18 protein-coding genes are annotated in these 21657 nt (G+C 55.2%); 5 read left to right on the top strand and 13 right to left on the bottom strand.

All coding sequences use genetic code 11. The features are described from left to right. A complete protein-coding gene (locus BM258_RS20155; RefSeq protein WP_090075037.1) occupies positions 1-999 on the bottom strand; it encodes a zinc-dependent alcohol dehydrogenase in 999 nt (332 codons plus the stop codon). 217 nt (positions 1000-1216) lie between these two features. Between BM258_RS20155 and ribA the strand changes: the two genes are divergently transcribed. Genes ribA through BM258_RS20140 form a run of 3 tightly spaced genes read left to right on the top strand, consistent with a single transcriptional unit; the run spans position 1217 to position 3870 of the window. After that, complete coding sequence (gene ribA / locus BM258_RS20150; RefSeq protein WP_090075036.1) at positions 1217-2323, top strand: GTP cyclohydrolase II RibA; 1107 nt, start codon at positions 1217-1219, stop codon at positions 2321-2323. Between the two features lie 12 nt (positions 2324-2335). After that, positions 2336-3127, top strand: a complete 792-nt coding sequence (locus BM258_RS20145; protein ID WP_090075097.1) for a CDP-alcohol phosphatidyltransferase family protein — start codon at positions 2336-2338, stop codon at positions 3125-3127. Continuing rightward, positions 3124-3870: an FkbM family methyltransferase gene (locus BM258_RS20140; RefSeq protein WP_090075035.1), complete on the top strand. Its 747-nt coding sequence runs from the start codon at positions 3124-3126 to the stop codon at positions 3868-3870. Before BM258_RS20145 ends, BM258_RS20140 begins: the two co-directional genes overlap by 4 nt. Before the next feature lie 29 nt (positions 3871-3899). On the opposite strand, the gene BM258_RS20135 is transcribed toward BM258_RS20140, so the two are convergent. Next, entirely contained in the window at positions 3900-4832 is a 933-nt protein-coding gene (locus tag BM258_RS20135) for a lysylphosphatidylglycerol synthase transmembrane domain-containing protein (RefSeq protein WP_090075034.1), read from the bottom strand. A gap of 210 nt (positions 4833-5042) precedes the next feature. On the opposite strand from BM258_RS20135, the gene BM258_RS20130 reads away from it, so the two are divergent. After that, positions 5043-6542 (top strand): sulfatase-like hydrolase/transferase, encoded by a 1500-nt coding sequence (locus BM258_RS20130; RefSeq protein ID WP_244544789.1) that lies wholly within the window; start codon positions 5043-5045, stop codon positions 6540-6542. A 199-nt stretch (positions 6543-6741) separates the two neighbouring features. After that, positions 6742-7572 (top strand): M15 family metallopeptidase, encoded by an 831-nt coding sequence (locus tag BM258_RS20125; protein WP_210186825.1) that lies wholly within the window; start codon positions 6742-6744, stop codon positions 7570-7572. 52 nt (positions 7573-7624) lie between these two features. On the opposite strand, the gene BM258_RS20120 is transcribed toward BM258_RS20125, so the two are convergent. The 11 genes from BM258_RS20120 to BM258_RS20070 form a co-directional block, all read right to left on the bottom strand. Further along, positions 7625-8677 (bottom strand): hypothetical protein, encoded by a 1053-nt coding sequence (locus BM258_RS20120; protein ID WP_139229339.1) that lies wholly within the window; start codon positions 8675-8677, stop codon positions 7625-7627. 53 nt (positions 8678-8730) lie between these two features. Continuing rightward, complete coding sequence (locus tag BM258_RS20115; RefSeq protein ID WP_090075031.1) at positions 8731-9468, bottom strand: PP2C family protein-serine/threonine phosphatase; 738 nt, start codon at positions 9466-9468, stop codon at positions 8731-8733. A 10-nt stretch (positions 9469-9478) separates the two neighbouring features. After that, a complete protein-coding gene (gene tagF, locus BM258_RS20110) occupies positions 9479-10159 on the bottom strand; it encodes a type VI secretion system-associated protein TagF (RefSeq protein ID WP_090075030.1) in 681 nt (226 codons plus the stop codon). Continuing rightward, the gene (gene tssM, locus BM258_RS20105) at positions 10141-13734 is read right to left on the bottom strand and encodes a type VI secretion system membrane subunit TssM (RefSeq protein ID WP_090075029.1); all 3594 of its coding nucleotides are present in this window, start codon (positions 13732-13734) and stop codon (positions 10141-10143) included. The genes tagF and tssM overlap by 19 nt, the downstream gene beginning before the upstream one ends. Positions 13735-13737: 3 nt before the next feature. Next, positions 13738-15120, bottom strand: coding sequence for a type IVB secretion system protein IcmH/DotU (gene icmH / locus BM258_RS20100; protein ID WP_090075095.1), 1383 nt, complete (start codon positions 15118-15120; stop codon positions 13738-13740). A 17-nt stretch (positions 15121-15137) separates the two neighbouring features. Next, positions 15138-16472 (bottom strand): type VI secretion system baseplate subunit TssK, encoded by a 1335-nt coding sequence (gene tssK, locus BM258_RS20095; RefSeq protein ID WP_090075028.1) that lies wholly within the window; start codon positions 16470-16472, stop codon positions 15138-15140. A gap of 188 nt (positions 16473-16660) precedes the next feature. After that, positions 16661-17092, bottom strand: coding sequence for a type VI secretion system lipoprotein TssJ (gene tssJ, locus BM258_RS20090; RefSeq protein ID WP_090075027.1), 432 nt, complete (start codon positions 17090-17092; stop codon positions 16661-16663). A gap of 11 nt (positions 17093-17103) precedes the next feature. Then, a complete protein-coding gene (gene tagH / locus BM258_RS20085) occupies positions 17104-18585 on the bottom strand; it encodes a type VI secretion system-associated FHA domain protein TagH (protein WP_090075026.1) in 1482 nt (493 codons plus the stop codon). Between the two features lie 4 nt (positions 18586-18589). Continuing rightward, positions 18590-18880: a PAAR domain-containing protein gene (locus tag BM258_RS20080; RefSeq protein ID WP_090075025.1), complete on the bottom strand. Its 291-nt coding sequence runs from the start codon at positions 18878-18880 to the stop codon at positions 18590-18592. Continuing rightward, positions 18877-19500 (bottom strand): DUF6931 family protein, encoded by a 624-nt coding sequence (locus tag BM258_RS20075; protein WP_210186824.1) that lies wholly within the window; start codon positions 19498-19500, stop codon positions 18877-18879. The genes BM258_RS20080 and BM258_RS20075 overlap by 4 nt, the downstream gene beginning before the upstream one ends. An 11-nt stretch (positions 19501-19511) precedes the next feature. Continuing rightward, positions 19512-21638 (bottom strand): type VI secretion system Vgr family protein, encoded by a 2127-nt coding sequence (locus BM258_RS20070; RefSeq protein WP_090075024.1) that lies wholly within the window; start codon positions 21636-21638, stop codon positions 19512-19514. Positions 21639-21657 lie beyond the last annotated feature (19 nt).

Raw genomic sequence — 21657 nt, 5'->3', positions numbered from 1 at the left:
TTAATAACGAATGCGGTGGCAAAGGGTTGAGTGATTGGCAAGAATAGCTGGATAATCTTCAGCGATGGAAGCAAAGGGTGTTTCGCCTGAAATAAGGGCGTCCAGTCGGGCGTCGACCAGCAGGTCCATTGCTTTGGAGAGGCGGCGCGAAAATGACCAGCGAGAACGCCTGTCAGTTGGCACTGCACCGACCTGTGAGCTGATAAGTGACAGCCTTTTTGAATGGAAGGCCCCGCCAAGGGGTACCGTCACGGGCGCCGTTCCATACCAGCTTGCTTCCACGATGACCGCTTCAAACGAGGCATGGTCCAGTGCGTTAGCGAGGGCTTCCTGTGAGGCGGAGGCATTGATCAGGATGTCATAGTCGTTGGTAATCGCATCGCTATGCAGAAAGGAAAGCCCGAGCGCTTCTGCAATGGATCTGCGCTCCCTGTTACTGTCTATGAGCTCCACTTCGGTGCCGATGATGCGCGATGCAAGATAGGCGACCAACGACCCTACCACCCCGGCACCAAACACGGCGACCCTGTCTCCGGGCTGAATATGCGCGTCCCAGACGATATTAAGGGCGGTCTCCATGTTGGCTGCGAGAATGGCTCGGTCTGGTGAAACTCTATCGGGCAGTATGGTCACCATGTCTTTGTTGATGATGCATGCCGTTTGGTGGGGGTGCAGGCAAAAGACAGCTTTGCCGAGCAAGTCCTGCGTGCCCTCTTCAACCACCCCAACAAGGCAGTAGCCATATTTGACCGGAAAGCAGAAGTCTCCAGCCATGTGCGGACCACGCATTCGTTCTGTTTCTGTGTGCGGAACCTTGCCTTGAAAAACGAGCGCTTCTGTGCCGCGGCTGATACCGCTGAAAAGCGTTCTGATAAGAACCTGATCCTGTTCAGGCCTGCTCAGAGGGTCCTTGCGTATTTCGCAGGTTTGTTTTGCAGAGAGCCAAAGCGCAAGAGCATGAGTAGCGTCTTTGTTGTCTGCATAAATCGGCTTGCTCAACAGGCATCCTCCCCAAGAGCGCGAGAGTCAGGTCATTAGTAAGTGCCTTCATGCAGCGAAAGGGTTTGGCATCGAGAAGATTTTTATTTGCACGACAGCTTTGCCTCTTTGAGAGGTTAAAGCATCAACTGTCGCGGGCCATGAACCTTCCGGGCTCTGACGGGAACTAACCAAATATCATTCAAGATGGTGCATCCAGACAGTCGGGAACCAATCCATGCTCAAGTCGGCTCATTTTACCTTTCAACATACAACAGCTCAGATGGACGTTGAACGCGCTGTCGCGGAATTGAGGTTCGGTCGTCCGGTTATTTTGAAAGATAACAAACGACAGCTTGCCGTGCTTGCCCTCGACTGCGTGACACCTGCAATCTACGATTTGTTTTCTCAGGCAGTCGATGACCAGCATCGGCTCTTTCTCTCCGCTCCCCGTGCTGCGCGTCTGGGTGTCTCGTCTGGAGCAGGCATTGCCGTGCCGCTCTCTGGGGTGGGATTTGAAGACGCATCGCGGCTCTCTTACGCTCTTGATGTCGAGCCTCCGCAAGAGTGGTGCCAACCGGATCAGATTATGGCGTCGGCAGCAGAGCTGGCCCGCAACGCGCTTCTGCTGCCAGCCATGATCTATGCCGAAATCGAGCCAGACGAGCCGCGTTTTGGTGCCTGCCTGAGGCTTGATGCCGATGCGCTCGGTCAAGCCAGTGAGGCGCGCCAGATCTTTGAGATCATAGCGCGTACGCAGGTTCCTTTGAAGGAAATCGGAGATGCGGAATTTGTCGTTTTCCGCGGAGGGCTCGCGCAGAGAGACCAGATTGCCATCGTGGTGGGTAAGCCCGACACAAATAGTCCGGTTCCTGTGCGCATTCATTCATCCTGTATCACCGGTGACCTGTTCGGGTCTCTCAAATGTGATTGTGGTGACCAGCTTTGCAATGGCCTGGCTCATCTGAAAGAGGCTGGCGGAGGCGTTCTTCTCTATCTCGATCAGGAAGGGCGCGGTACTGGAATTGGCTCGAAAATGCGCGCCTATGGCTATCAGCATCTGGGCATCGATACGATTGATGCGGATGCAGAACTCGGCTTTGAGGCCGATCATCGTCGCTATGAAGCGGCCGTTGCCATGCTCGGGTTGCTATCGATTTCCCGTACGGTGCTCTTTACCAACAATCCAACCAAGATCTCGGCGTTGCGAGCTGGTGGAATTCATGTCGAAGAGAGAAAGCCGGTATTTGGCGATATCACAGCTGAAAATATGAACTATCTGCGCACAAAAATGCTGCGTGCCGATCATATGCTGGATATCGAGACGCTGACGAGGCCGTGCTAGATGGGGAACGTCATGAAGCATTTTGTTATTGAGGCATCCGGGGCAGGTCGGCATGCGCTTGATCCGGTGCTCTTCAGACGTTTGAAAATCAATGCACTGGCGATATTGGCTGTGCTCTTCGGCTTGGCGCTTGGCGCCTATTATATTGCAGCCCCACATCTTGCTCTTACTGAGGAAGCAATCATTCCCGCGGCTTTCTTGTTGCTTGTCATCTTTTCTCTCGTACTCAGAGGGCTTCCCAATCATCCTCATCAACGGTTTGGTGTTGCCAATGTCGTCACGTCCTTTCGGGCGGTCATTGTATGTCTTGTTGCGGCAACGGTCTTTTGCGCAAGGGATTTGTCCGATGCTTCTTCGCCGCTATGGTTGCTTGTCGGCCTTGTCGGCTTTGCTCTGCTGCTGGATGGTGTAGATGGCTACTTGGCTCGCACGCTGAACCTGGTCTCTGAATTGGGGGCCCGTTTCGATATGGAGGTGGATGCGCTCCTTCTTCTCGTCCTTTCAATCGCGGTTTATATGCTCGATAAGGCGGGTGTTTGGGTCATTGCCATTGGCATGATGCGCTATTGCTTTGTGTTTGCTCAGATTTTCTTCCCGTCCCTCAAGCAAGATCTATCGGCATCGTTTCGCAGGAAGCTGGTCTGTGTCATTCAGGGGGGCGTCTTGTGTTTCTGTCTTATGCCTGTTGTTTCCCCTCATCTTTCCGGCTCTCTGGCTTTCATGGCTTTGGCCCTGCTGAGCTATTCCTTCGGGGTGGACACGCTCCATCTGCTGCGCAAGGACGAGATGGAGCGGGTCCGATGAACACCCACCTCAAAACCGCGTTCGGTATAGGGCGCTCTCTGCTTGTCTATTATGGGCAACCGTGGCGCCGAAGAGCCTTGAAGCGCTTTTACAGCGCACTCATCCAGCCGGGTGATCTTGTTTTCGATATCGGAGCTCATGTTGGCAACCGAAGCAAAAGCATGCTGTCTTTAGGGGCTCAGGTTGTTGCCGTTGAGCCGCAACCGGCCTTCGCCGATTTGCTGAACAGGATACTCGCATCAAGGCTGAGGGGGCTTGAACAGTGTGCTCTGGGGGCTGCCGAAGGGCAGGTGACGCTCAGGATTTCCAGCCAGCATCCAACCGTCAGCAGCATATCGAGCGCCTTCGTTGATGGAGTAAGTGGCAGTGACGGATTTCACCAGGTTGTCTGGGATCGCGAAATGTCCGTGCCGATGACCACGCTTGATGCGCTGATCGATCGATATGGCATACCCTCTTTTTGCAAAATTGATTGCGAGGGCGCTGAAGCCGAGATTCTGAGAGGGCTTTCACAACCGATCAGGCTCGTTGCCTTTGAATATACCCCAGCCATGCCATCGCTGGCTCAAGAGGCCATCGCGCGGCTTGGGGAACTTGGGCGTTATAGGTTCAATCGTGTGATTGGTGAGAGCCATCGCTTTGTTCAAACGGACTGGAAAGACGAGGCCGCAATGCTTGAGGATCTGGCCTTGCTATCTCCGTCAAGTCCGTTTGGCGATATATATGCCCGCCTTGAAAGCTGATGCCAGTGTTTGTAACGCCAACGGACCTTTTATGCTCTGACGAGACGTCCTTTGACAAGAGCGATAACAATGGCCAGCGCGCTCGGAATAGCCGCTCCTGCGAGGGAAAGCACCCCATAAAGCAGGCTTGCAGCCAGCCCCTGGGTGCTGGCGAAGCCCAAAAGCGGCCAGAGGGCAGCCGCTGCGGCTTCCCGTGTTCCCCATCCGCCAATACCCGCTGGGATCAACATCGTCAGAAGGCAAAGTGGAAGGATGGTGAAGGCCGCGATTGGAGGCAGGGGAGCGCCCACAGCATCCGAGGCGATGAGAAATGTTGCGATATAGCCGCTCACGATGATGAGGTTCAGCCCCGCCTGCACGATCCATGCTCCATCGTGCCAAAAGACTTTGGCAAGGGCTGGCTTGAGATTGCGAAACCGTGCAGGAAGGTGACTTTGCTTCACGCCCAGTGCCAAGCCGAGGAAAGCAAGCAGCAATGCAGCCGCCGCCCAAAGAGCAAGGCTGATGCCTTGGGGCAGTTGATCCTTCAACAGAAATGGCCAAGCCCAAAGCCCCATTGCGCAAAGGACGAAAAAGGCAATCTGCCCGGACAGCCTTTCAAGAAAAACTGCGGTCGCGGGCCTTTTCCAGCCGCCTTTCCCTTCGGTTCTGTTGCGATAGGCCCTGATCGCGTCGCCTGCCATGCCTCCTGGCAGAACAAGGTTGAGCGCGCTGCTCACATAATATTCGCGAATGGCGAGCCCTGCCTCTATCTCGTGTCCCAGCCGCCCAGCCGTAAACTGCCATCGATAGGCAGAGGCAAGGATCTGGATCTGAACCACCACAAAGGCCGCAACCATATGGCTCGCCGGTACGCGCTTGAGCATGTCTCCAAGCAGAATGGGCTCCGTCGCCGTGACAAGGAGCGCCAGCAAAGCAAGGCTGGCGAGGGCAGAGAATGTGGCAAATTTTCGCAAATCCATTTCTTTCTTTGGTGACGGGAGAAGGTGACCTTGTTTCGTGATTTTCAAAATACCCCGCAAGCCTCAGGAGCAAGCCTTGGTGCAAAAAGGGCCAAATCAGGAAGGCGTAGCCTCCTTATGCGGCTTTTGCCTTTCCTGTTAGTGCTCATAATCAGCTTTGTGGTTCTCTCGCTGCCAGATCATCGCGGTGCTTTTTATTGGAATAGTTTCTTGCGTCTGCCGCTTGAGATGCCGCTCATCATCCTTGTTCTTTGCCTTTTGCCGAGAAAACTGGCGGCTGCCAGCGCCTTCGCTATCGCTTTGACATTGTTTCTGCTGCTCTTTCTCAAAGCCGCTGACATCGGTGTTCAGTCTGCCTTTCAAAGGCAATTCAATCCGTATCTGGATCTGAAAATGCTGAAAGATGGGTGGAATCTTCTTTCCGGTACCATCGGCAAGGGCCAAGGCGGACTAATATTGGTGAGCTTGGGTATCATCTATCTGGCTCTTTTTGTGGTGTTCCTTAAGGCAGAAAACCGCCTGATCAACGCTGAATTGGTAGCGAAGAGAGCCTATGTGCGGCTAAGTTTGGGTCTTCTTGCGGTAGGAGCAGGGCTTCTTTTTGTTGGGCCCTTTCCCTTCGCGCGGTCTGACCTTCAGGCTCTGCCTTATCTGGGTAAAAGGCTGGTATTGGTCAGGCAGTCCATTCTCGACATGCAGACTTTTGAGCGCGAGATCACAAGTTTCGATGGGGTCGCCTCAAAAAACAACCTCTTTGCGGGGATCAAGGGGCGAGATGTCATTCTGGTGTTCGTTGAATCCTATGGACGTAGCGTCATTGAAGACCCTCTTTATAGCCCTCTGATCGGTCCAAGGCTCGAAAAAGTGGAACGTCGGTTGGATGAGGCCGGGTTTGCGTCTGCCAGCGGATGGCTCAAATCTCCAACTGTGGGTGGGGTGAGCTGGCTGGCACATGGCACTTTTCTCTCGGGTCTTTGGGTGGATAATCAGGCGAGGTATGACCGGCTTATGATCAGTCAGCGCAAGAGCCTCAACCGGCTTTTTCAAAAGGCAGGGTGGCAAACGGCGGCCATCATGCCCGCCATAACAATGGATTGGCCTGAAGCTGATTATTTTGGCTATGATCAGGTGTTCGCCGCCAAGGATCTTGGCTATAAGGGCAAACCGTTCAACTGGATCACGATGCCAGACCAGTATAGCTTGGCAGCCTTTGAGCGTCTGGTTCGGCAGCCCGCTCGAAAAGAGGGGAATCCTGTGATGGCAGAGATAGCGCTTGTATCCAGCCATGCCCCCTGGACGCCGGTTGCAAGGCTGATTGACTGGAAGTCTGTCGGCAATGGTACCGTCTTCAACGAGCAGGCCACAAGCGATCAGTCCCCAAAGGTTGTCTGGGCGGACCGGGATAACATCCGCGATCACTATATCCGCACGATAGACTATTCAATCCAGACGCTTGGAGACTATGTTTCCCGCTTTGGTGACGATGCCATATTCATCATTCTGGGTGACCATCAACCGGCTCCACTGATAACCGGCGAAAAGGCCTCTCGTGCCGTGCCGGTCCATATCATCAGTCGGGATCAGACGCTGGTGGGCAGGTTTGAGGGCGAAGGCTTCTCGCGAGGCATGACGCCGGCAAAGGCTGCGCCCGTGTTGCCTATGGACAGCATGCGAGAGCGTCTTGTTCGTCTCTTCAGTCAATCAGAATAGACTGCCAATTCTCATGCATTTGATCTTGTTAGGGTGAACCATAAGTCACCCAATGAGAACTCACTCGTAAATGCCTGCAGTCGCAGGACTGTCGGAAATAGAGAGAGGCTCTCATGAATAAGGCAATTGATACCAATCATTTAGACCATGCTGCAATGCTGCTCTGCAGGGCGGCCTTTGCTGGCGAGGGGCTGGCCTCATGATCCGTATCCTTTCCGCTTTGCTGATTGCTGTCGCCATCGCCATTACGCCTCTCACTTGGCATTATGGGCAAAAATATTTTCAATCGCCGCAGCCCGCACCGGTCACGCCTCGCGATGATACCGCACTAAGGGCAGAGATCGAGGCTCTGCGCAATCATGTCAGCGAATTGCAAACCCGGATTGATGGGCTTGATGCGCGTCTTTCGCTTGGTCTTCTGGGCAGCGCAAGAGACGCTGCTCCAGAAAGCGAGGGCATTGCGCCAGCATCGGATAGCCTCAAGGATTCTTTCGCTCAAGTCGTGCTGATTGCAGATCGGCGCAACGCCAACAATGGGCTGACTGTCGCTTCGCCATCCTTTCTGTCAAACCTGCTTGGGCTTCCGCGCGAAAACTTGACCGATGATTGCCAACAGATGACCAATCCCAAATTGGCGAAGCTGCTCAAAACAGAGGATGTCGGCCCGATCACGGTGCGCATGCTGGAACCAGCTCTCATTTCACTTCGTCAGGTTTTCGCCAATGTCCAGGTTTTTGAGCCAGAGCTCTATGCGCGCGTCAAGAGCGCCGGATCCCTATGTGTGCGGCGTATTAGAGGATCCACCACTTCGGCCTCCGCGCATGCTTATGGGTTGGCTCTGGATATAAATATTGATGGAGTGCTCGACAGTTTGGCGGATGGCAAAACCCAGCTCGGTCTCATTCTGCTGGCTGATTTCTTCAAGAAAGAAGGTTGGATTTGGGGGGCTGGCTTCGGCCGCGAGGATTCCATGCATTTTGAAGTCAGCCGTGAAAAGCTGCAACAGTGGCGGCGGTTGGGCGAAATCTAGCGAGCCCTTGGCGCAGGAGCGTTCTGTCCAATAAGCAAGATCATTGACGAGCTTATGCGAAGGGGCAGTGACTGCACATGTCGAAAGGGGCTATCTCCAGCACTTTCTGAAAAGATCCGCTGAGTGCCTGTGTCAGATTGAGAAACGGGGTTATTGCCAACTCCGGCGGAGAGAAACTGGAGTCAAGGGTCACCATGGCCATGGCGGCCTCCTGAGCTGCTTCCTGTCCCAATTCAATGGCTTCCAGTGGAGGTAAGCTATCGAGTTTTGCGTTGAGCGCCAAAGGCTCTAGCGGCGGCAGCGGCATGGAGAAGCCGTTCCAAACCGCCAGCATGGTCTCGATCCGATCCAACATCCATGGCCCGAATGCCTCCGGGCCAAAGGCTTCCTCGATGGTATCCAGAGACTGGATGACCAATGCGAGCTTTTGCAGCTCCGGGAACTGGATCGCCAGATTGGGCGGGGTCACCGCTGCAAGGTTTGACATATAGCCATACATCAACTCAAGGCTGCCCGGTTCACTCAGAGGCGGCAGGCTCAGTGTTTTATCCAGCGACATGATGTTGGGTATGCCCGCAACAATCCGCGCCATGGATACTTGCGGTGCGGTCAGAGCAAAGTCGAAATGCGGAAAGGACGCCTGCGGGTAAGACGGGAATGAGTCCACGGCGAATGGATCAATGCCCATGGATTGGAGATCGAGCGTCAGCTGCGCGATGTTCGCGAAATTGAGGAGCGGTTCCATTCTGAAAGAGGTCAGTCGACCCAACTGCGGCCAGACATTGCTTTCTATGCTCTGGGCAGCCTCGGCCATTTCCATTTCCAGCGTAGGCAGATCATCCAGCGTAAAAGTGTCTGATAGCATCGAGAGGGTCTGCGCCAGCAGGAGCATGGGCATGCTGCCAAGGTTGAGGGGCGGCAAGCCAGATCTATTCAATGCCATGCCAAAGATCGGCTTTTCGCCGAAATATAAGGGAGGCAGAACTGAAGGATCAAAGCCCGCTGCGATTTGCATATCGAGCCGGTTCTCTGGCGTAAGAGAGGGGAGAGCCGCCCCCAAAGCCATGGAAAGAGGAGGCGGAGGAAGGATCGGTAAGACCCCCATATCGAGGCTCTTTTGCATTTCTGTGACTGAGGATTCGCAGAAACAGGGCATAGTTAAACCTCGACAACGATGATGGAGACATTGTCAGCGGCACCCGCATCGAGCGCGAATTGCAGTAGATCATCGCTCACAGTGTCAATCGGCTTTTCATCAAGATAATGAAGCAGGGTATCCTCGCTTGCATATTTTGAAAGACCATCCGAACAGAGCAGAAAGCGATCGCCGGGCCGGATTTCACCGCGTCGCTTGTCGATTTCCAGAACATCACTCACGCCAACCGCACGCGTGATCTGGTTGGACTGCGGATGGTTTTCCGCTTCTTCCCACGTCAAATAGCCTTGCTCGACAAGCTCGCCCACGACCGAGTGATCCGAGCTGATAATCTCGATTGCACCATCACGATATCGATAAAGACGGCTGTCTCCCACCCAGAGGCACAGGAAGTTGGTCTCTGACAAGGCTAGAATAACAGCGGTTGCCCCAATCGTGCCAATGGAGCGGCGCGTGGCCTCGGCTTTGATCTCGCTATGGGCGCGATGAAGCGCTTGTCGCGCCTTGCACATCACCTCTGTCGGCTCGAGATTATCGGCAAGAGACTGGAGAGACTGAACCACAGTCTGACTGGCAAAGTCGCCCGCAACATGCCCTCCCATTCCATCGGAAATGGCCCACAGATCCAGCTCCGGGCGAGAAAGAATTGCGTCTTCATTGACCTTTCTTACCAAGCCGGTATGGGTTATGGCGCTGCTCTTTCTTGTTGTCTGTTCAGGCGGTGAGTATGTATCTGTCATCGTTTTCCTGTCAGGCTCGTTTGTTCCATATAGGAGCATTCAGGTCGAATATGGCGTGCGCCATTTCAGAGCCACTGGGCATCTGAGGCGTCAGAAGAATGCGGTTGTCTTCGTCAACCGACGAGATCCAGAGAGTTGCCTGGTCATGCTGCGCCATTGCCGCAAGGGCTTCTTCTTCACTGCCCGTAAAATGGCAAGGCAAGCGGCTCTTTTGCAGGCTCGGCTCAGGAATAGAAAAGGCACTCTCTTCTGATGGCAGTCGTTGAGGAATTTGCTGCAACAGATCCAACTTTGCCGTCTCTTCCAACATGGCCAATGCGACATCCTCCAGCATGGGCATGGCAGGCAAGAGGCGCTTGTAGAGGTCTCCGGCGGGGTCATCGGCTTCCTCGGCAAGGCAGAGCGGGAATTGTCGCCCAACCCGATCCACACTCGGCATGACAAGCCCTGCGACGGAATGGCTTCCACATATGCCGGCAGGCAGGGCAAACCGCCAGATGGGCGCGCTCATGTAGCAGGCCTGCCATTGGTTCTGCAGAGTTTCCCGTCCGGTGATCATCAGGCCTTGCAGCCAGTGGTCCCAGCTCTGGACGAAACCGGGTGACAGACCTGAGCGGACAAAATCACCAACGCAAGGGACTTTGCCATACCAGCCGACAGCAGCTTTGGTCGTCACAGAGAACTCGGGCATGAGAAGTCCTTGAGAGCTGAGATGGTGAACGGGTTCAGCGCCGAGCCCGCGCGGATCTGAAAAATGGCTATCCTGCCTCCAAGGTTGAAGATCACACTATTCCGGTCGGTGACATTGGTCCGTCTGATCTCTGCTGCATCAAGCAGGCGGAACCAGCCCCAAGGGCCATCACGCTGGATGTCATTCTTGAGACCGGCCTGCGATGGGGTGAAGGCAACACGGTTGCGGCGTGGTCCATTCTGTCCCGGCCAGGTGATCGGGGTGACCTCGGGTGGGCCGTGGGCATAGATGACCGGTTGGCCATCAATCTCGACAGTCACCTGCTCGACATTGGGATCAAGGGCCACAGGGGTCATATCGAAGGTGATGGCTGGCAGGCCGGAGGATAGGAAGAAGCTGTCGCGGATTTCATTTGCCTTCTGGAACTGGGCGATAACGGAATTCGAGATACCGATATCAACACCATTGACCCGCTTGAGACGCCATGGATTGGCAGCGGTATCGACAAACTGGGCGAGATTCTCATTGAAGAACTTGTCTATGAGACCGCTTGGACCAAATAACCGGCCAAAATCCTGCAAGGCAACATCCGCCTTGGCTTGTCGGTTGAACGGATAGCGCCCCTCGATCGCCCGGGTGCAGAAAGGGAGAACCTGTGCCTGCCATTTGGCGTTGATATCGGCGCGCGCCCCCCCAACAGCCGCCCCCGATGAGGCCGCAACAATCTGCGTTGCCCACCGTTGCAACGGGTTCGGCAGGCGCGTCGTCGCAGCCTGCAATTCTGCTGCTGCATTGCCATTCTTGCCGACAATGGCTGCGCCCGTATTTTGGCCTAGAGAAAGACGGTTCAACTCGTTGAAAATGTCACCAAATCGTGTGATTACCTCATCGAGTTGTGAGGGAACCCCTTCGGGGCTGTCGACCAGCGTGTGCAAATCGGCGAACCTTTGTTCGACAAATTGCCCTGGCAGTTGCTCAGAGGCAGCATCCGAGCTATTGGCTGCGGCCGACCCAAGAGCATTGAAAATGGCCTGACCGTCAGAATCAAGATTCTCTAGGATCGTTTCTTTTGCGATGCTCGAAGCCTCGGCACCGACCTTGTTTGCAGCAACCTGACCTTGGGTTGCTTTGGTGAGCTTGGTTTCTGCCGAGACCGCTTCAAGGATGTTGCGGATCGGAGAAGCCGGGCCTGAAAGAATATTGATGACCTGAGTTGCCTGCCCGATGCTTTCCATCGGTATGATGTCGATATCGCCAAGCAATTGGTCATATCGGGTGACATAGTCGCTTTCATACAGGGCAAGGACATCGCGCCCCAACGTTTTAAGGGCTTGCGGTGTCACCTCTTCGGCACGAGAGCCTAGAACCAGATTTTCGAATTTTGCTCTCTCTCCAACACTCGCCAACTGCGGTACAAAATAGGTCAGAAACCCTTTGCGCGTATAGACGCCACCAACGCCGGAGCTCAAGGGTTTGCCAGATGGGCGAAGCATTACGCGCGAAACGGCTGGGCCTCCCACGTCAGTTATCCGCAAAGGCGCGAGCTGTTTGGCAACTGGTGCGTTGATAATGCCCTTGTAGATGCGCTCGGCCAGAGGGGTCTCGGCAAGCAATGCCTGAATCTGATCGACCAGAGGGCCGTTGAGCGCAATCTGTTGCATGGGTTGATTGATCATTGCATCCAGATGCCCCAGCAAATCATTCTGGAGCTGCTCGTCGCCAGAAAAAGCCACGGCCCAGTCTGCCTTCATCCACTGCTCGACCGTTTGCGCATCCATGGGGCCCTGAAGACCGAGCATGAGATAAACCTTGAGAGCCTCAAACAGCAGATCCTGGTTGTTCAAGTTGGCTTGCATCTGGTCTTCCAGCCGGAAGAGCAGGCGGGGAAGAAGCATCGTGTTCAGGGCACCCCGATAGGTTTGGGCTGTCTCTGTCCCGATCGCGTCGCCCTGATAGAGACCGAATGTGAGGTCGATCGGTGGCTCGGCGTCATTGGCGGCAGGGTTGCCCGGCAGGTCACGCAATATGTTGAGCGCCGGTATTGTGGCGGCGATATCCGCGTCGGCAATCGGACTGCGCGGGATTTGGTCGGAAATCTTGCTGAAAGTCTCCACCTGAGCGCTTGCTGAGGAGATCAAAGCCTTGTTGCCAAAGAAGCTGTTGCCGAGGGCTGCACCGGTTGCTCCAAGGGCAATGATGCTGGCCGTTATGGCTGCACCCTTGATCCAGCGATAGCGCCGTTCAACCTTGTCATTGTTCGAGACGAGGCCGGATTCCTTGAAAATGACGCCGGTCAACAGCCGGGTGAGGAAATAGCTGCGGCCTTGTCCTTTGCCTGTCCCAATCGCCTGACGCCCGATGCCAAATTCGCGCGCCATACCCATCATGAGACGGTCTATGGGCGTGCCTTCCTGCGTCCCGGATGAGAAATAGACCCCGCGCAGGAACTGGTTGTGTTCGTAGCGGCTTTCCTGAAAGATATCGCCAAGGAAGGACTTGGCTACCGAGCGTAAGGAGGCAATCTGGTTTGGAAAACCGGAGATCAGGCTGCGCCGCTGATAGTCTGTTTCCGCCTGCATTCGCTCAAGGCTTCTGTTAGAAAGCTGTGCCAGCAAGCTGTCGAATTCCTGCTCGAAGCCGGCCAGAAGATCACTGGAAGGGGTGGCCTCTTCATAGGGCAGGGTAAAGCCCCAGACCTGCGCCCGTTCTTCTGAGCCAAGATTGTCGAAAAACTCCTGAAATCCGGCGATCAGGTCTGCCTTGGTGAACATGATATAGATCGGGAAACGGACCCCAAGCCGTTGACGCAGCTCGTGTAAACGCGTGCGAATGGCACGCGCATGAGCACGACGGGTTTCTTCATCCTGCATGGATAGATCAGAAAGGCTGATGGAGACGATAGCCCCATTGATCGGCTGCCTCTTGCGGTATTTCTTGAGCATGTCGAGGAAGCCGGTCCACGCCTTGGCATCGGCATCCTGATTGCTGTCCTGAGTGGTGTAGCGACCAGCGGTATCCAGCAAAACCGCTTCGTTGGTGAACCACCAGTCGCAGTTACGCGTGCCACCAACACCGCCAATTGCCTTCTTGCCCATGCTCTCGGCCAGCGGAAAGTTGAGGCCTGAGTTGACAATCGCGGTGGTTTTCCCTGCCCCGGGCGGTCCGATGATGACATACCAGGGAAGCTGGTAGAGGGGAACCGAGCCAAAGCGCCCACCCAGTTTTGACTTGCGCAGAAACACGAGGGCTTCATTCATGCGGTCTCGGAGTTCGGCGAGCTCTGCTTTTACGGTCTCATCTTCTTTTGACGCATCATTGACGCTGCTGCGCGTCATCTCATGCGCCATTTCTTGATCTTTACTGCGGCGGCGCAAAAGAATGGCCAATATGGCAATGATGAGCCCGGCCAGAATGCAGCCTATGGCGATAAGGCGCGAACTGATCAGATCAAACGGGCGAAAAGACCCAATTGCCAGCAGCGGGCCCAGATACCAGACAGCAAGGGCCAGAATGACGCTGAACACGGCCAAAATAGTGAAAATGTTGAACAGATAGGGGCGTATGGTCTTGAACATGGCTCAGCTCGCCTTCACTAGAATAACTTCGATGCGACGGTTCTTGGCGCGCCCTTCTGCGGTTTCGTTTGACGCGATGGGTTCCTTGTCGGCACGCCCTTCCGCAGAGATACGGTCTTTGTCGGATAGCTTTTCCGAAATGCGGTTCATGACCGATTTAGCTCTGGCCAAAGACAAGGCCAGATTGGAGGGAAAGCGCGCCGTGCTGATGGGAATATTGTCTGAATGACCGGCGACAATGATTTTCCCGTCTTCGTCATCAAGGGCTTCGGCGACACGATCAACAACGGTTTCAAAGCGTGTCTCAAGGCTATCGGAGGCAGACGGGAACATGCCTTTGCCTGCCAGCCGGACAACCAGTGTGTTGCCAATCTTTTCGACGGAAACGAGCCCTTCCTTGATTTCCGGTTCAAGGAAGGCCGAGACGGTTTCGATCGCTTCGACTTCCTTTGGGGCTGGCGGCGGAGGTGGTGGTGGCGGTGCAGGACGCTCCAGAACAACCGGCCCGCTGACATTGAGCGCCGTGATCTTGCCGCGCAGAAGATCTGTGTCCTGGCTCAATGCAAAAGAAAAACCGAAGAACAAAAGGCACATGCCCGCGAGCACAACAGCTCCGGTGCTCCATACCGGTACCCAGTTGGACAGGATCCTGTGAGCCACGTTGGCCCCTCGCCAATGTGGCGAGAGATCGCGATCCGTGTCACCTCTGTGCGTTCGGATGAGGCGAGCCAGTCCGTCTCGAATGGAGAGGTGCTTTTCCGAGCCGCGCGGCTCCACGCGCAAGCGTCCTTCAAAGCCCAGGCTAAGGCACATATAGAGGAATTCGAGCAAGTCGAGATTCTGAGAGGGCGCTTTTTCTAGACTGGAGAGCAATTCGTAGAAGCGGTCGCCGCCATGGGTCTCCTTGTGGAAGGTGCCAACCATGCTTTGTTGCGCCCAAATGCTCTGGCCGCCCCAAGGGGTGTTGAGCACGACATCGTCAATCGTTGCGCATATGGCATAACGTGCAGCGCGAATTGACTGGACAGGGACACCATTCTGCTGGGCGGTATTTCCGAATGTCCGGATTTCATTGACAACGCTTTGGCGCAGCGCAGCCGGGTCGGAATGCTGGGCCCGGTTCCTGATGCGCGCCACAAGGGAAAACAGTGTCGAGGCCGCTGCGTTGAGCGGGTTCATCCCGGTTGTCGCCGCGCTGGTGGGCACAACAGGTATGGTGCCCCCGGCGCCAACTGGTGGAGCGGCGGATGGGGTGGGCGCAGAGTGTGCCGGTTGCGGCTTCGGGGTTGGCTGCTTGGCCGTCGTTTGCCGGCGCCCTCCGGGATTGGGCCGGATCACGGTCTTGTCAGTATCGAACGGCTCTGCAAAAGGATCATCGGACGTCATCATGCGCTCCTTGGGGGCTATCGAATGGCCCAGAGTTCCATTTCAAGGTCGGGGAATTCACCAGATACATGCACAGCAAGTCCGCCAGACGTCGTGATCTGCTTCCAGTAGGTGCTCGTGTTATCGAGCTCGAAATACACAACACCCGAATGATAGGGCACCTGACGAGGCGCAACAGGAAGCGGTCTGAGGTCAATACCGGGCAGAGCCGAGTTGACCAGCTGGCGAATGTCTTCCACCGGGCCCAGTTTCGCCTGTGTCGGGAAGTGCCGCCTGATGCTTTCAAGCGGTACGCTGGCTTTGGCGGCGAGTATGAAGGTGGCGGAGGTAACAAGGCGCTTGTCCGAAATCATCGCAACAGAGACGCCGTATTTTCTTGCTTCGATCGGAATGGAAACCGCATTTTGCTCAAGGACAGCGCTCAAATGCCTGCGCAATGTCTGGAATAGAGGTTGGAAAATGTTGGTCAGATCATCATGGCGATAGGGGGCAAACTGAGGCGCAAGCTTTTGTGCCGCCATAAAGGTTGATAGCTCACCGGCAAGGCTCGCCAGCGTCTGATAAACAATATGCGGATGGATATTCTCAATCGACAAAAGGTGCCGGATGGATGGCAAGGCCCTATTGATGGAAATGAGCAGGAGGAAATCGGAGATTTCAGAGACGCCTTTGGCACTGCCGTCCTGATTCAACCGTCCGGCCAACGCCTCTGCGCGATGGCTCAGAAGGCCCTCCAGTTCATGCAGAAAGCCATGCAACGGACGTGCCGCCCGTATGTCTGTGCAAGTGGGGATGAAGGCGTTGTCCAGAATGATTTCCTTGTCCTGCCGTACCTCTATGATGCGTGCTACGGGAATAACGATCTGGTCTGTCAGTTCATCAAGGTCCAGAGCAAATTGCAGACGCAACTTGCAAATCGCCATTTGCACGGCTCGACCATCGCGGCCCATGCTATCGGTAATCTCTATTTCTTCTGGACGGTAGCGAGATGCCGATTGGGGCGCGTCGCTCATGTCGACCTCGACGGCACCATGGCGCCGAATAGGCACAGCCAGATAGACAATGGAATTCTTGACTGTGGTCGGCACGTCCAGAGCAGGCGGATGGTCTTCTGTTTGGGGAATCTTGAAGGTAACCCCGTCCGGGGTCAGGCCGGTGCAGCTCTTCACCGCGATCTTGCCCAGTTTGAGGAGATCTTCATCCAGCGTCAGTTCGCGCAAGCCCCAGACATAGGGGGAGACGGCTGATGTTACCCCGTCGACCAGCGCCTCGACATAGCGATCATGCTGCTGGAAGTGATGCGGTTGGAGGAAAAGTCCTTCCTGCCATACAACCTTGTTTTCCCAGGACACGCGTACTCTTCTCCTCTGGCAATTCAGTTTCAGCCCTTCTGCCTGCAAAGACATAAGCTGACTGTAAGTGCCGGAGAGCATCGACAGGGTTCATTGGATCTGATCTGAAATTGCCCTTTTTTGGTAAAAATAAACCCGCTCGGCTTTTCTGCTTGAGCGGGCTTTAAGCTTTTTGGGTGACGACTTGTCTATCGGATCGAAACGCTGTTTCCGGAGACGATGACCTTGAGGTTGTTCTCCTGACCGGGGGAGATCCGGCGCACTGCCAAGAATTTTGCGCCGCCAATATCGCGAAAGGCGGCCACGATCCCCACTGCTGTCGGTTCGGTTGCAAGGCTGCGGCTTTTGTTGGCAGTTCTTCCCGGCACCATCTGGATGTCGTCCGTGCCAAGGAGATTATCTCCAAGCGTTTCGCTGCCCTTGTTGAACAGGGCAAAAAAGTCTGCCGATGCAAAATTGCCAGCTGACTTGAGGTAAAAGACCTTGAGTTTTACAGGTGCGCCGCCGTTCATGTTGGCACTCCCTGCTGCCGAGATATTGACCGTGGTGGCCGAGGGGCCGTTGCAGCCAGCCAAGGCAAACAAAAGGGCGGCTGCGAGTAACATAAGTCTGGTACGCATGGTTTATCCTTTCAGAGTTTTTTCAGCTGTTCTTCATAGGCCCGTGCAAATTCCCTCCCGAATGCAGACTGGAAGTCATCTTCGGTTTCGCGGGCTATCTGGGCGTACATTTTTTCGTAGGCTTCCCAATATTTGGCTTTTCTGCCGCCAAGGAGACCGCCAAGGGTCGAGCCGGATTCGATCCTCTGGGAGAGCTGATCGGGGCCAAGGCGAAACAGCAAATCTTTGAGAGCGGCGTCCATGCCGGACATCATCGCCACTTCGTGGGCCTTGATATCATTCAGCGCTTCTGTGGTTGCCGTTTCCGCATCCTGATAGCCGTGCACGGTTGGCCGGATCATGGCTTCTACGGCTTGCTCGGCACTGATTGAGAATTTAAGAGGATTGTTGCCTCCCTGGTTGACCATAGTGCGCTCCATGCGCAATTCGCTCTTGATCGAGGCCCGTGTCATCAGGATTTCGCGCATGCCACTCACCATTGCTGCAAAGACACGTCCCATGCGCGCCATGGTTTGTTCCATTTCGTGCGGAGGGATATCGAGATGCTTCATGCCAGCTCCTCCGAGAAAAGCGCGAGCCGCATCGCCGGTGTCACCTTGTGGGCGCTTCGGTTGTCTTGGTGCCTCAGCTGTTGGCTGTGAGACCTGTACCGGCGGGGCGTCTGGCATCGGCGCGGCAGGGGTATCGTGCTCTGCCATGGAAGGGGATGGCTCCGTCTTCGGAGCAAACATCTCATCCCAATCGTCCGGGATAATCGGGGCTTGCACGGCCGGGCGCGTGAAGTGATCCTGTGAAGAGGGGGAGTGATCCTTGAGGCTTTCTCCTGCATCTATCGGTAGCAAGGGGGGGGCGTCGAATGAAAAGTCTTCCGGTGCAGGGGCTTGGGCAAATGGATCATCAGAGACCGAGATGTCTTCAAAAGGGTCGAGTGGCTCTGAAATCGGATCGCCGGAGAAGGGATCATCTGGAATGGCTTGCCGCTTCCAAACCGGCGCATTTTCTGGCTGGGATTGTTCGGTGGCGATAGGGGCGCTGATGATGTCGTCCCACGGAGCGTCAATATCATCAAGGGAATCCTGAATATCCGAAGGAGCCCGCCCGCTTCTTGCTGCTTGCGGAATGATCTCGCTGGCATCGGCTGGAGGCATCGGCATGGCGTCATTGGCATCGGGCTGGTTCTTACCGATCGTGACGACCAGTTCATAGGCCCCCAACTGGATGACATCGCCATTGTTGAGTGGTGTCGGGATATCGCCTATTCGCTCTGAGCCATAGTTGAGATATGTGCCGTTGGTGCTGATGTCGACGATGAGATAGTCACCATTCCTTTCTTCGACCACACAATGGCGTTTGGACAGGGCGCGTTCCGGATCAGGCAGGGAAAGATCATTGTCTTCACCGCGTCCGATCGTTACGGTGCCATCCACCATATCAACCATGGCTTTGTCGCCCGGCATCGCGCCTGAATTCATCAATTTGAGGGTCAAACCCATGCCGCTATCCTCCTACCAAAACGGTTGGGCAGCCCATGACGATGACGCCTCCATGGGCGCATGTGTCCCCCAATCGCGCCTGCGGCTTCTTGCCTGTCAGCACTTTGGTGGAGCCTTTGGCCACCATGTCAGGCGGACCGACACAGACCGCCATGGAGGTTGCTGTTGCGGCAGGCATTTTGCCTATGAGCACCGTCGGGCAGGGAACGACGATGGGGCCTCCGATATGAGGAATGATGCCAGTCACCATAGGGCAAACGTGATTGTCTCCGATGCGGGCGGCAGGGAGTGTCATGATCTGGTCTCCTTCTCGGATGGAATTGGCGCAGGCTCAGCAACATTGCCGTTGCCGCCGCGCGCAATATTGAGTGCGCGTTCCAAGAGCAATGGACCATTGGTTTCCACCTGATCCTCGTCATGAAAGAGTGCGTCCAGCACCATTCCGAATACGGCAAAACCGACGGCCCCCGGTGGTGCGTCATAGTCATTCAAATGGCCAGGGCCCAGAGTGCCTGCTGCAAAACTCGCCGCCATTGCGCAAAAGGCTGTATTGTCTTCGTTGCCCGCCCGATCGAGGGCTGCACGGGCTTGGGTTCTGGTTGCTACGCCGGGTTGACGCACCCATGCCTCGGCCGCCTGAACCGAGGCAGGAACAAGGGCGTCCGAAGCGAGGGTTTCCCGCGCCGCAAGGCACGACCACCATGTTGCCTCTCTGGCGGGCAATGCGTGGGCCAACAGTTGCAGCATATCGACAAGGGCGCCCTTTGCTTCCAATTCGGTGAGAACTTCGGGTATGGAGGCACTCGCGTGGGCCTCAAGCGATGTTTGCAAAACGACGTTTCCAGTTGCCAGCGCCTTTGCAGCAGGAATTTCTGGCAGTTTTTTCAAATCTGAAAATCGTGTGCTGATCGTCATGTTGCCTCCTGCTAATTGATCATCGTCAAAGCGCCTTTGACGAGCAGCATTCCGGAAGATTTCACCTGCGTCATGCCTCCGCCTTCGAGCTTCAACATACCGCCGCCCTTGAGGGAGGCTTGGCCTTTGCCTTCCATCTTCAACTGGGCTCCGGCGGTGAATTTGGCAGTGGCCTTTGCCTTGAATTCGATCTGGGTGGTAGAAATGGTGACCTTCGTCGGGGTCATCTCGATGGTTGAGCCACCGCATTTGAGCGTGATCCGGGATTTGGCCGTGATCGTCAGCGCATCGCCCACGTCGATATCGTAGTTGTCGGCAATATCGTCGGATTTGGCGCCAAGAATGTGGACGGATTGATCCTTGTCGACACGCAAATGATCTTCCCCGCCGATGCCGGTCTTACGCGTCTGGGCAACCGAGATATCTTCCTTGCCCTTGGTCACAGTGAAGCTGTGATCTCCCTCGCGGATGGTCTCGGTTTTTGTGCCATGGATCGTCTGGGTGAAGGTGCCGCCCTTCTTGTGTTCGAGCCCTATGGTCACCTCGGCATTGTTCTTGATGATCTGCTTATAGTCGCGCTCGGACTGGAAACGGACAAACTCCGCGTTTTTCTTGTCTTCAAACACCAGCTCATTGAAGCCGCCACCGCCCTTGGAGGAGTTTGTCTTCAATCCGCTTTGTGTCTGATTGGCTGGTAGTTTGTAGGGCAGCTTGGTGTCGCCATTATAGACCATGCCTGTTACGATCGGGCGATCCGGATCGCCATCCTCGAACTGAACAACCACTTCCTGTCCCATACGCGGCACGCCCACCATGCCCCAGCCCTTGCCGCTCCATGGAACCGTGGTTCGAATCCAGCAGGAGGATTTGTCGTCTCTCTTGCCCTCGCGATCCCAATGGAACTGAACCTTGATCCGGCCATATTCATCGGTCCAGATTTCTTCGCCCTTCTTGCCGACTACGACCGCAGTCTGGATGCCCGGATGAGGCGGGCGAGGCGTGATCTGGGGCGCGCGAAAAGCGACGCTGATAGGCTGAACTTCAAAGGAACATCTGTAGATATCGATGGTGTTCGTATGATCGAAGGTGAGGGTCGGGCCCAGTATCGCATCAATGATTTCCCTGTCATCGATATCGGCGTCGATCTGTAGTTGGTGGCAGGCGGAAAGAACGAGATATTCCGCATTTTCGGCCTTGCGAGGATGCTTTTTGAGCTTGAATTTCCCTCCAGCCATCATCTGTTGCACATTGCACACGCCCATGGCCCGTTGCGCCTGAGCCGCGATGCCTTCAATCTTGACACGGGCATGATGCTCGCCAAGACGAAGTTCTCTGTGGCGTCCCGGATATTGATAGACTTCGTAAGATTTATATGAGTGCTTGCCGCGCGGCAGAGCTTTTACCGTTCTAAGGTCTGATTTCGGTTTCTCGAAATCATAGTCTTGTAGCGTAACCTTGCCGGACTGGATGCTCTCTCCACCGCGCCACTCAAAGATATGGTCATCGGCGCGACGATAGTGTGGTTCACGAAAATAGAACTCTATCTCTGCATTGTCCTCAACTGCTTTATGCGTGCTTGCATCGTCGGCCAGAACGAGGGTCTCTTTCGACTTTTCGTGCGTGATGTAATAATAGATGCCTTCCTCTTCCATAAGGCGCGAGACGAAGGCAAAGTCCGTTTCCTGATATTGAACGCAATAGTCGCGCGGTTTGTAACTCTGCTTGGTTGAATCCTTGAAATCAGAGAAACCGTGCTGATTGAAGATCTCCTTGATGACATCAATCACGGACTTGTCCTGAAAGACACGGCAGTCTGTCGTGCGTGTCAGGAACCATAGCCACGGGCGCACCTCGGCTCGAAAATACCCTCGGCCAGCGTGGGAGCCAAGATATTCCGCGGCGACACAGTGGCCCTGAAAATAGCGGATCTTGTTTTTCGGGGCATCGACTTCAAGGCGCATCCGCTCTCCAACAACCTTTTGCAGGTCCAGATCGATATCTGGAGACATGAACTCGATTGTCGTCTCGGTTATCCGGCTCAGTCCTTCATCGATCTGGGCGCGCATCAAAAAACCCTTCAGGTTATTGGGCAATTCAAGGCGGACCTGACGGCCTTCCAGAATAGATTGACTTGCCATTATTTTACCTTTCACCGTT

Origin of the sequence: Cohaesibacter marisflavi (genome assembly GCF_900115225.1) — a bacterium.
Lineage (GTDB): Bacteria > Pseudomonadota > Alphaproteobacteria > Rhizobiales > Cohaesibacteraceae > Cohaesibacter > Cohaesibacter marisflavi.
The sequence above is the reverse complement of the archived record's forward strand: the minus strand, read 5'-3'. Positions and strand labels throughout refer to the sequence as shown.

Bases quoted from the DNA above. Each gene is read 5' to 3' on its own strand.
- BM258_RS20135 (WP_090075034.1), bottom strand. From the start codon at position 4,832: ATGGATTTGCGAAAATTTGCCACATTCTCTGCCCTCGCCAGCCTTGCT.
- BM258_RS20075 (WP_210186824.1), bottom strand. From the start codon at position 19,500: ATGACGATCAGCACACGATTTTCAGATTTGAAAAAACTGCCAGAAATT.
- BM258_RS20080 (WP_090075025.1), bottom strand. From the start codon at position 18,880: ATGACACTCCCTGCCGCCCGCATCGGAGACAATCACGTTTGCCCTATG.
- tssM (WP_090075029.1), bottom strand. From the start codon at position 13,734: ATGTTCAAGACCATACGCCCCTATCTGTTCAACATTTTCACTATTTTG.
- BM258_RS20145 (WP_090075097.1), top strand. From the start codon at position 2,336: ATGAAGCATTTTGTTATTGAGGCATCCGGGGCAGGTCGGCATGCGCTT.
- BM258_RS20125 (WP_210186825.1), top strand. From the start codon at position 6,742: ATGATCCGTATCCTTTCCGCTTTGCTGATTGCTGTCGCCATCGCCATT.
- BM258_RS20140 (WP_090075035.1), top strand. From the start codon at position 3,124: ATGAACACCCACCTCAAAACCGCGTTCGGTATAGGGCGCTCTCTGCTT.
- tagF (WP_090075030.1), bottom strand. From the start codon at position 10,159: ATGCCCGAGTTCTCTGTGACGACCAAAGCTGCTGTCGGCTGGTATGGC.
- tssJ (WP_090075027.1), bottom strand. From the start codon at position 17,092: ATGCGTACCAGACTTATGTTACTCGCAGCCGCCCTTTTGTTTGCCTTG.
- ribA (WP_090075036.1), top strand. From the start codon at position 1,217: ATGCTCAAGTCGGCTCATTTTACCTTTCAACATACAACAGCTCAGATG.
- BM258_RS20115 (WP_090075031.1), bottom strand. From the start codon at position 9,468: ATGACAGATACATACTCACCGCCTGAACAGACAACAAGAAAGAGCAGC.
- tagH (WP_090075026.1), bottom strand. From the start codon at position 18,585: ATGGGTTTGACCCTCAAATTGATGAATTCAGGCGCGATGCCGGGCGAC.
- BM258_RS20120 (WP_139229339.1), bottom strand. From the start codon at position 8,677: ATGGGGGTCTTACCGATCCTTCCTCCGCCTCCTCTTTCCATGGCTTTG.
- icmH (WP_090075095.1), bottom strand. From the start codon at position 15,120: ATGACGTCCGATGATCCTTTTGCAGAGCCGTTCGATACTGACAAGACC.
- BM258_RS20070 (WP_090075024.1), bottom strand. From the start codon at position 21,638: ATGGCAAGTCAATCTATTCTGGAAGGCCGTCAGGTCCGCCTTGAATTG.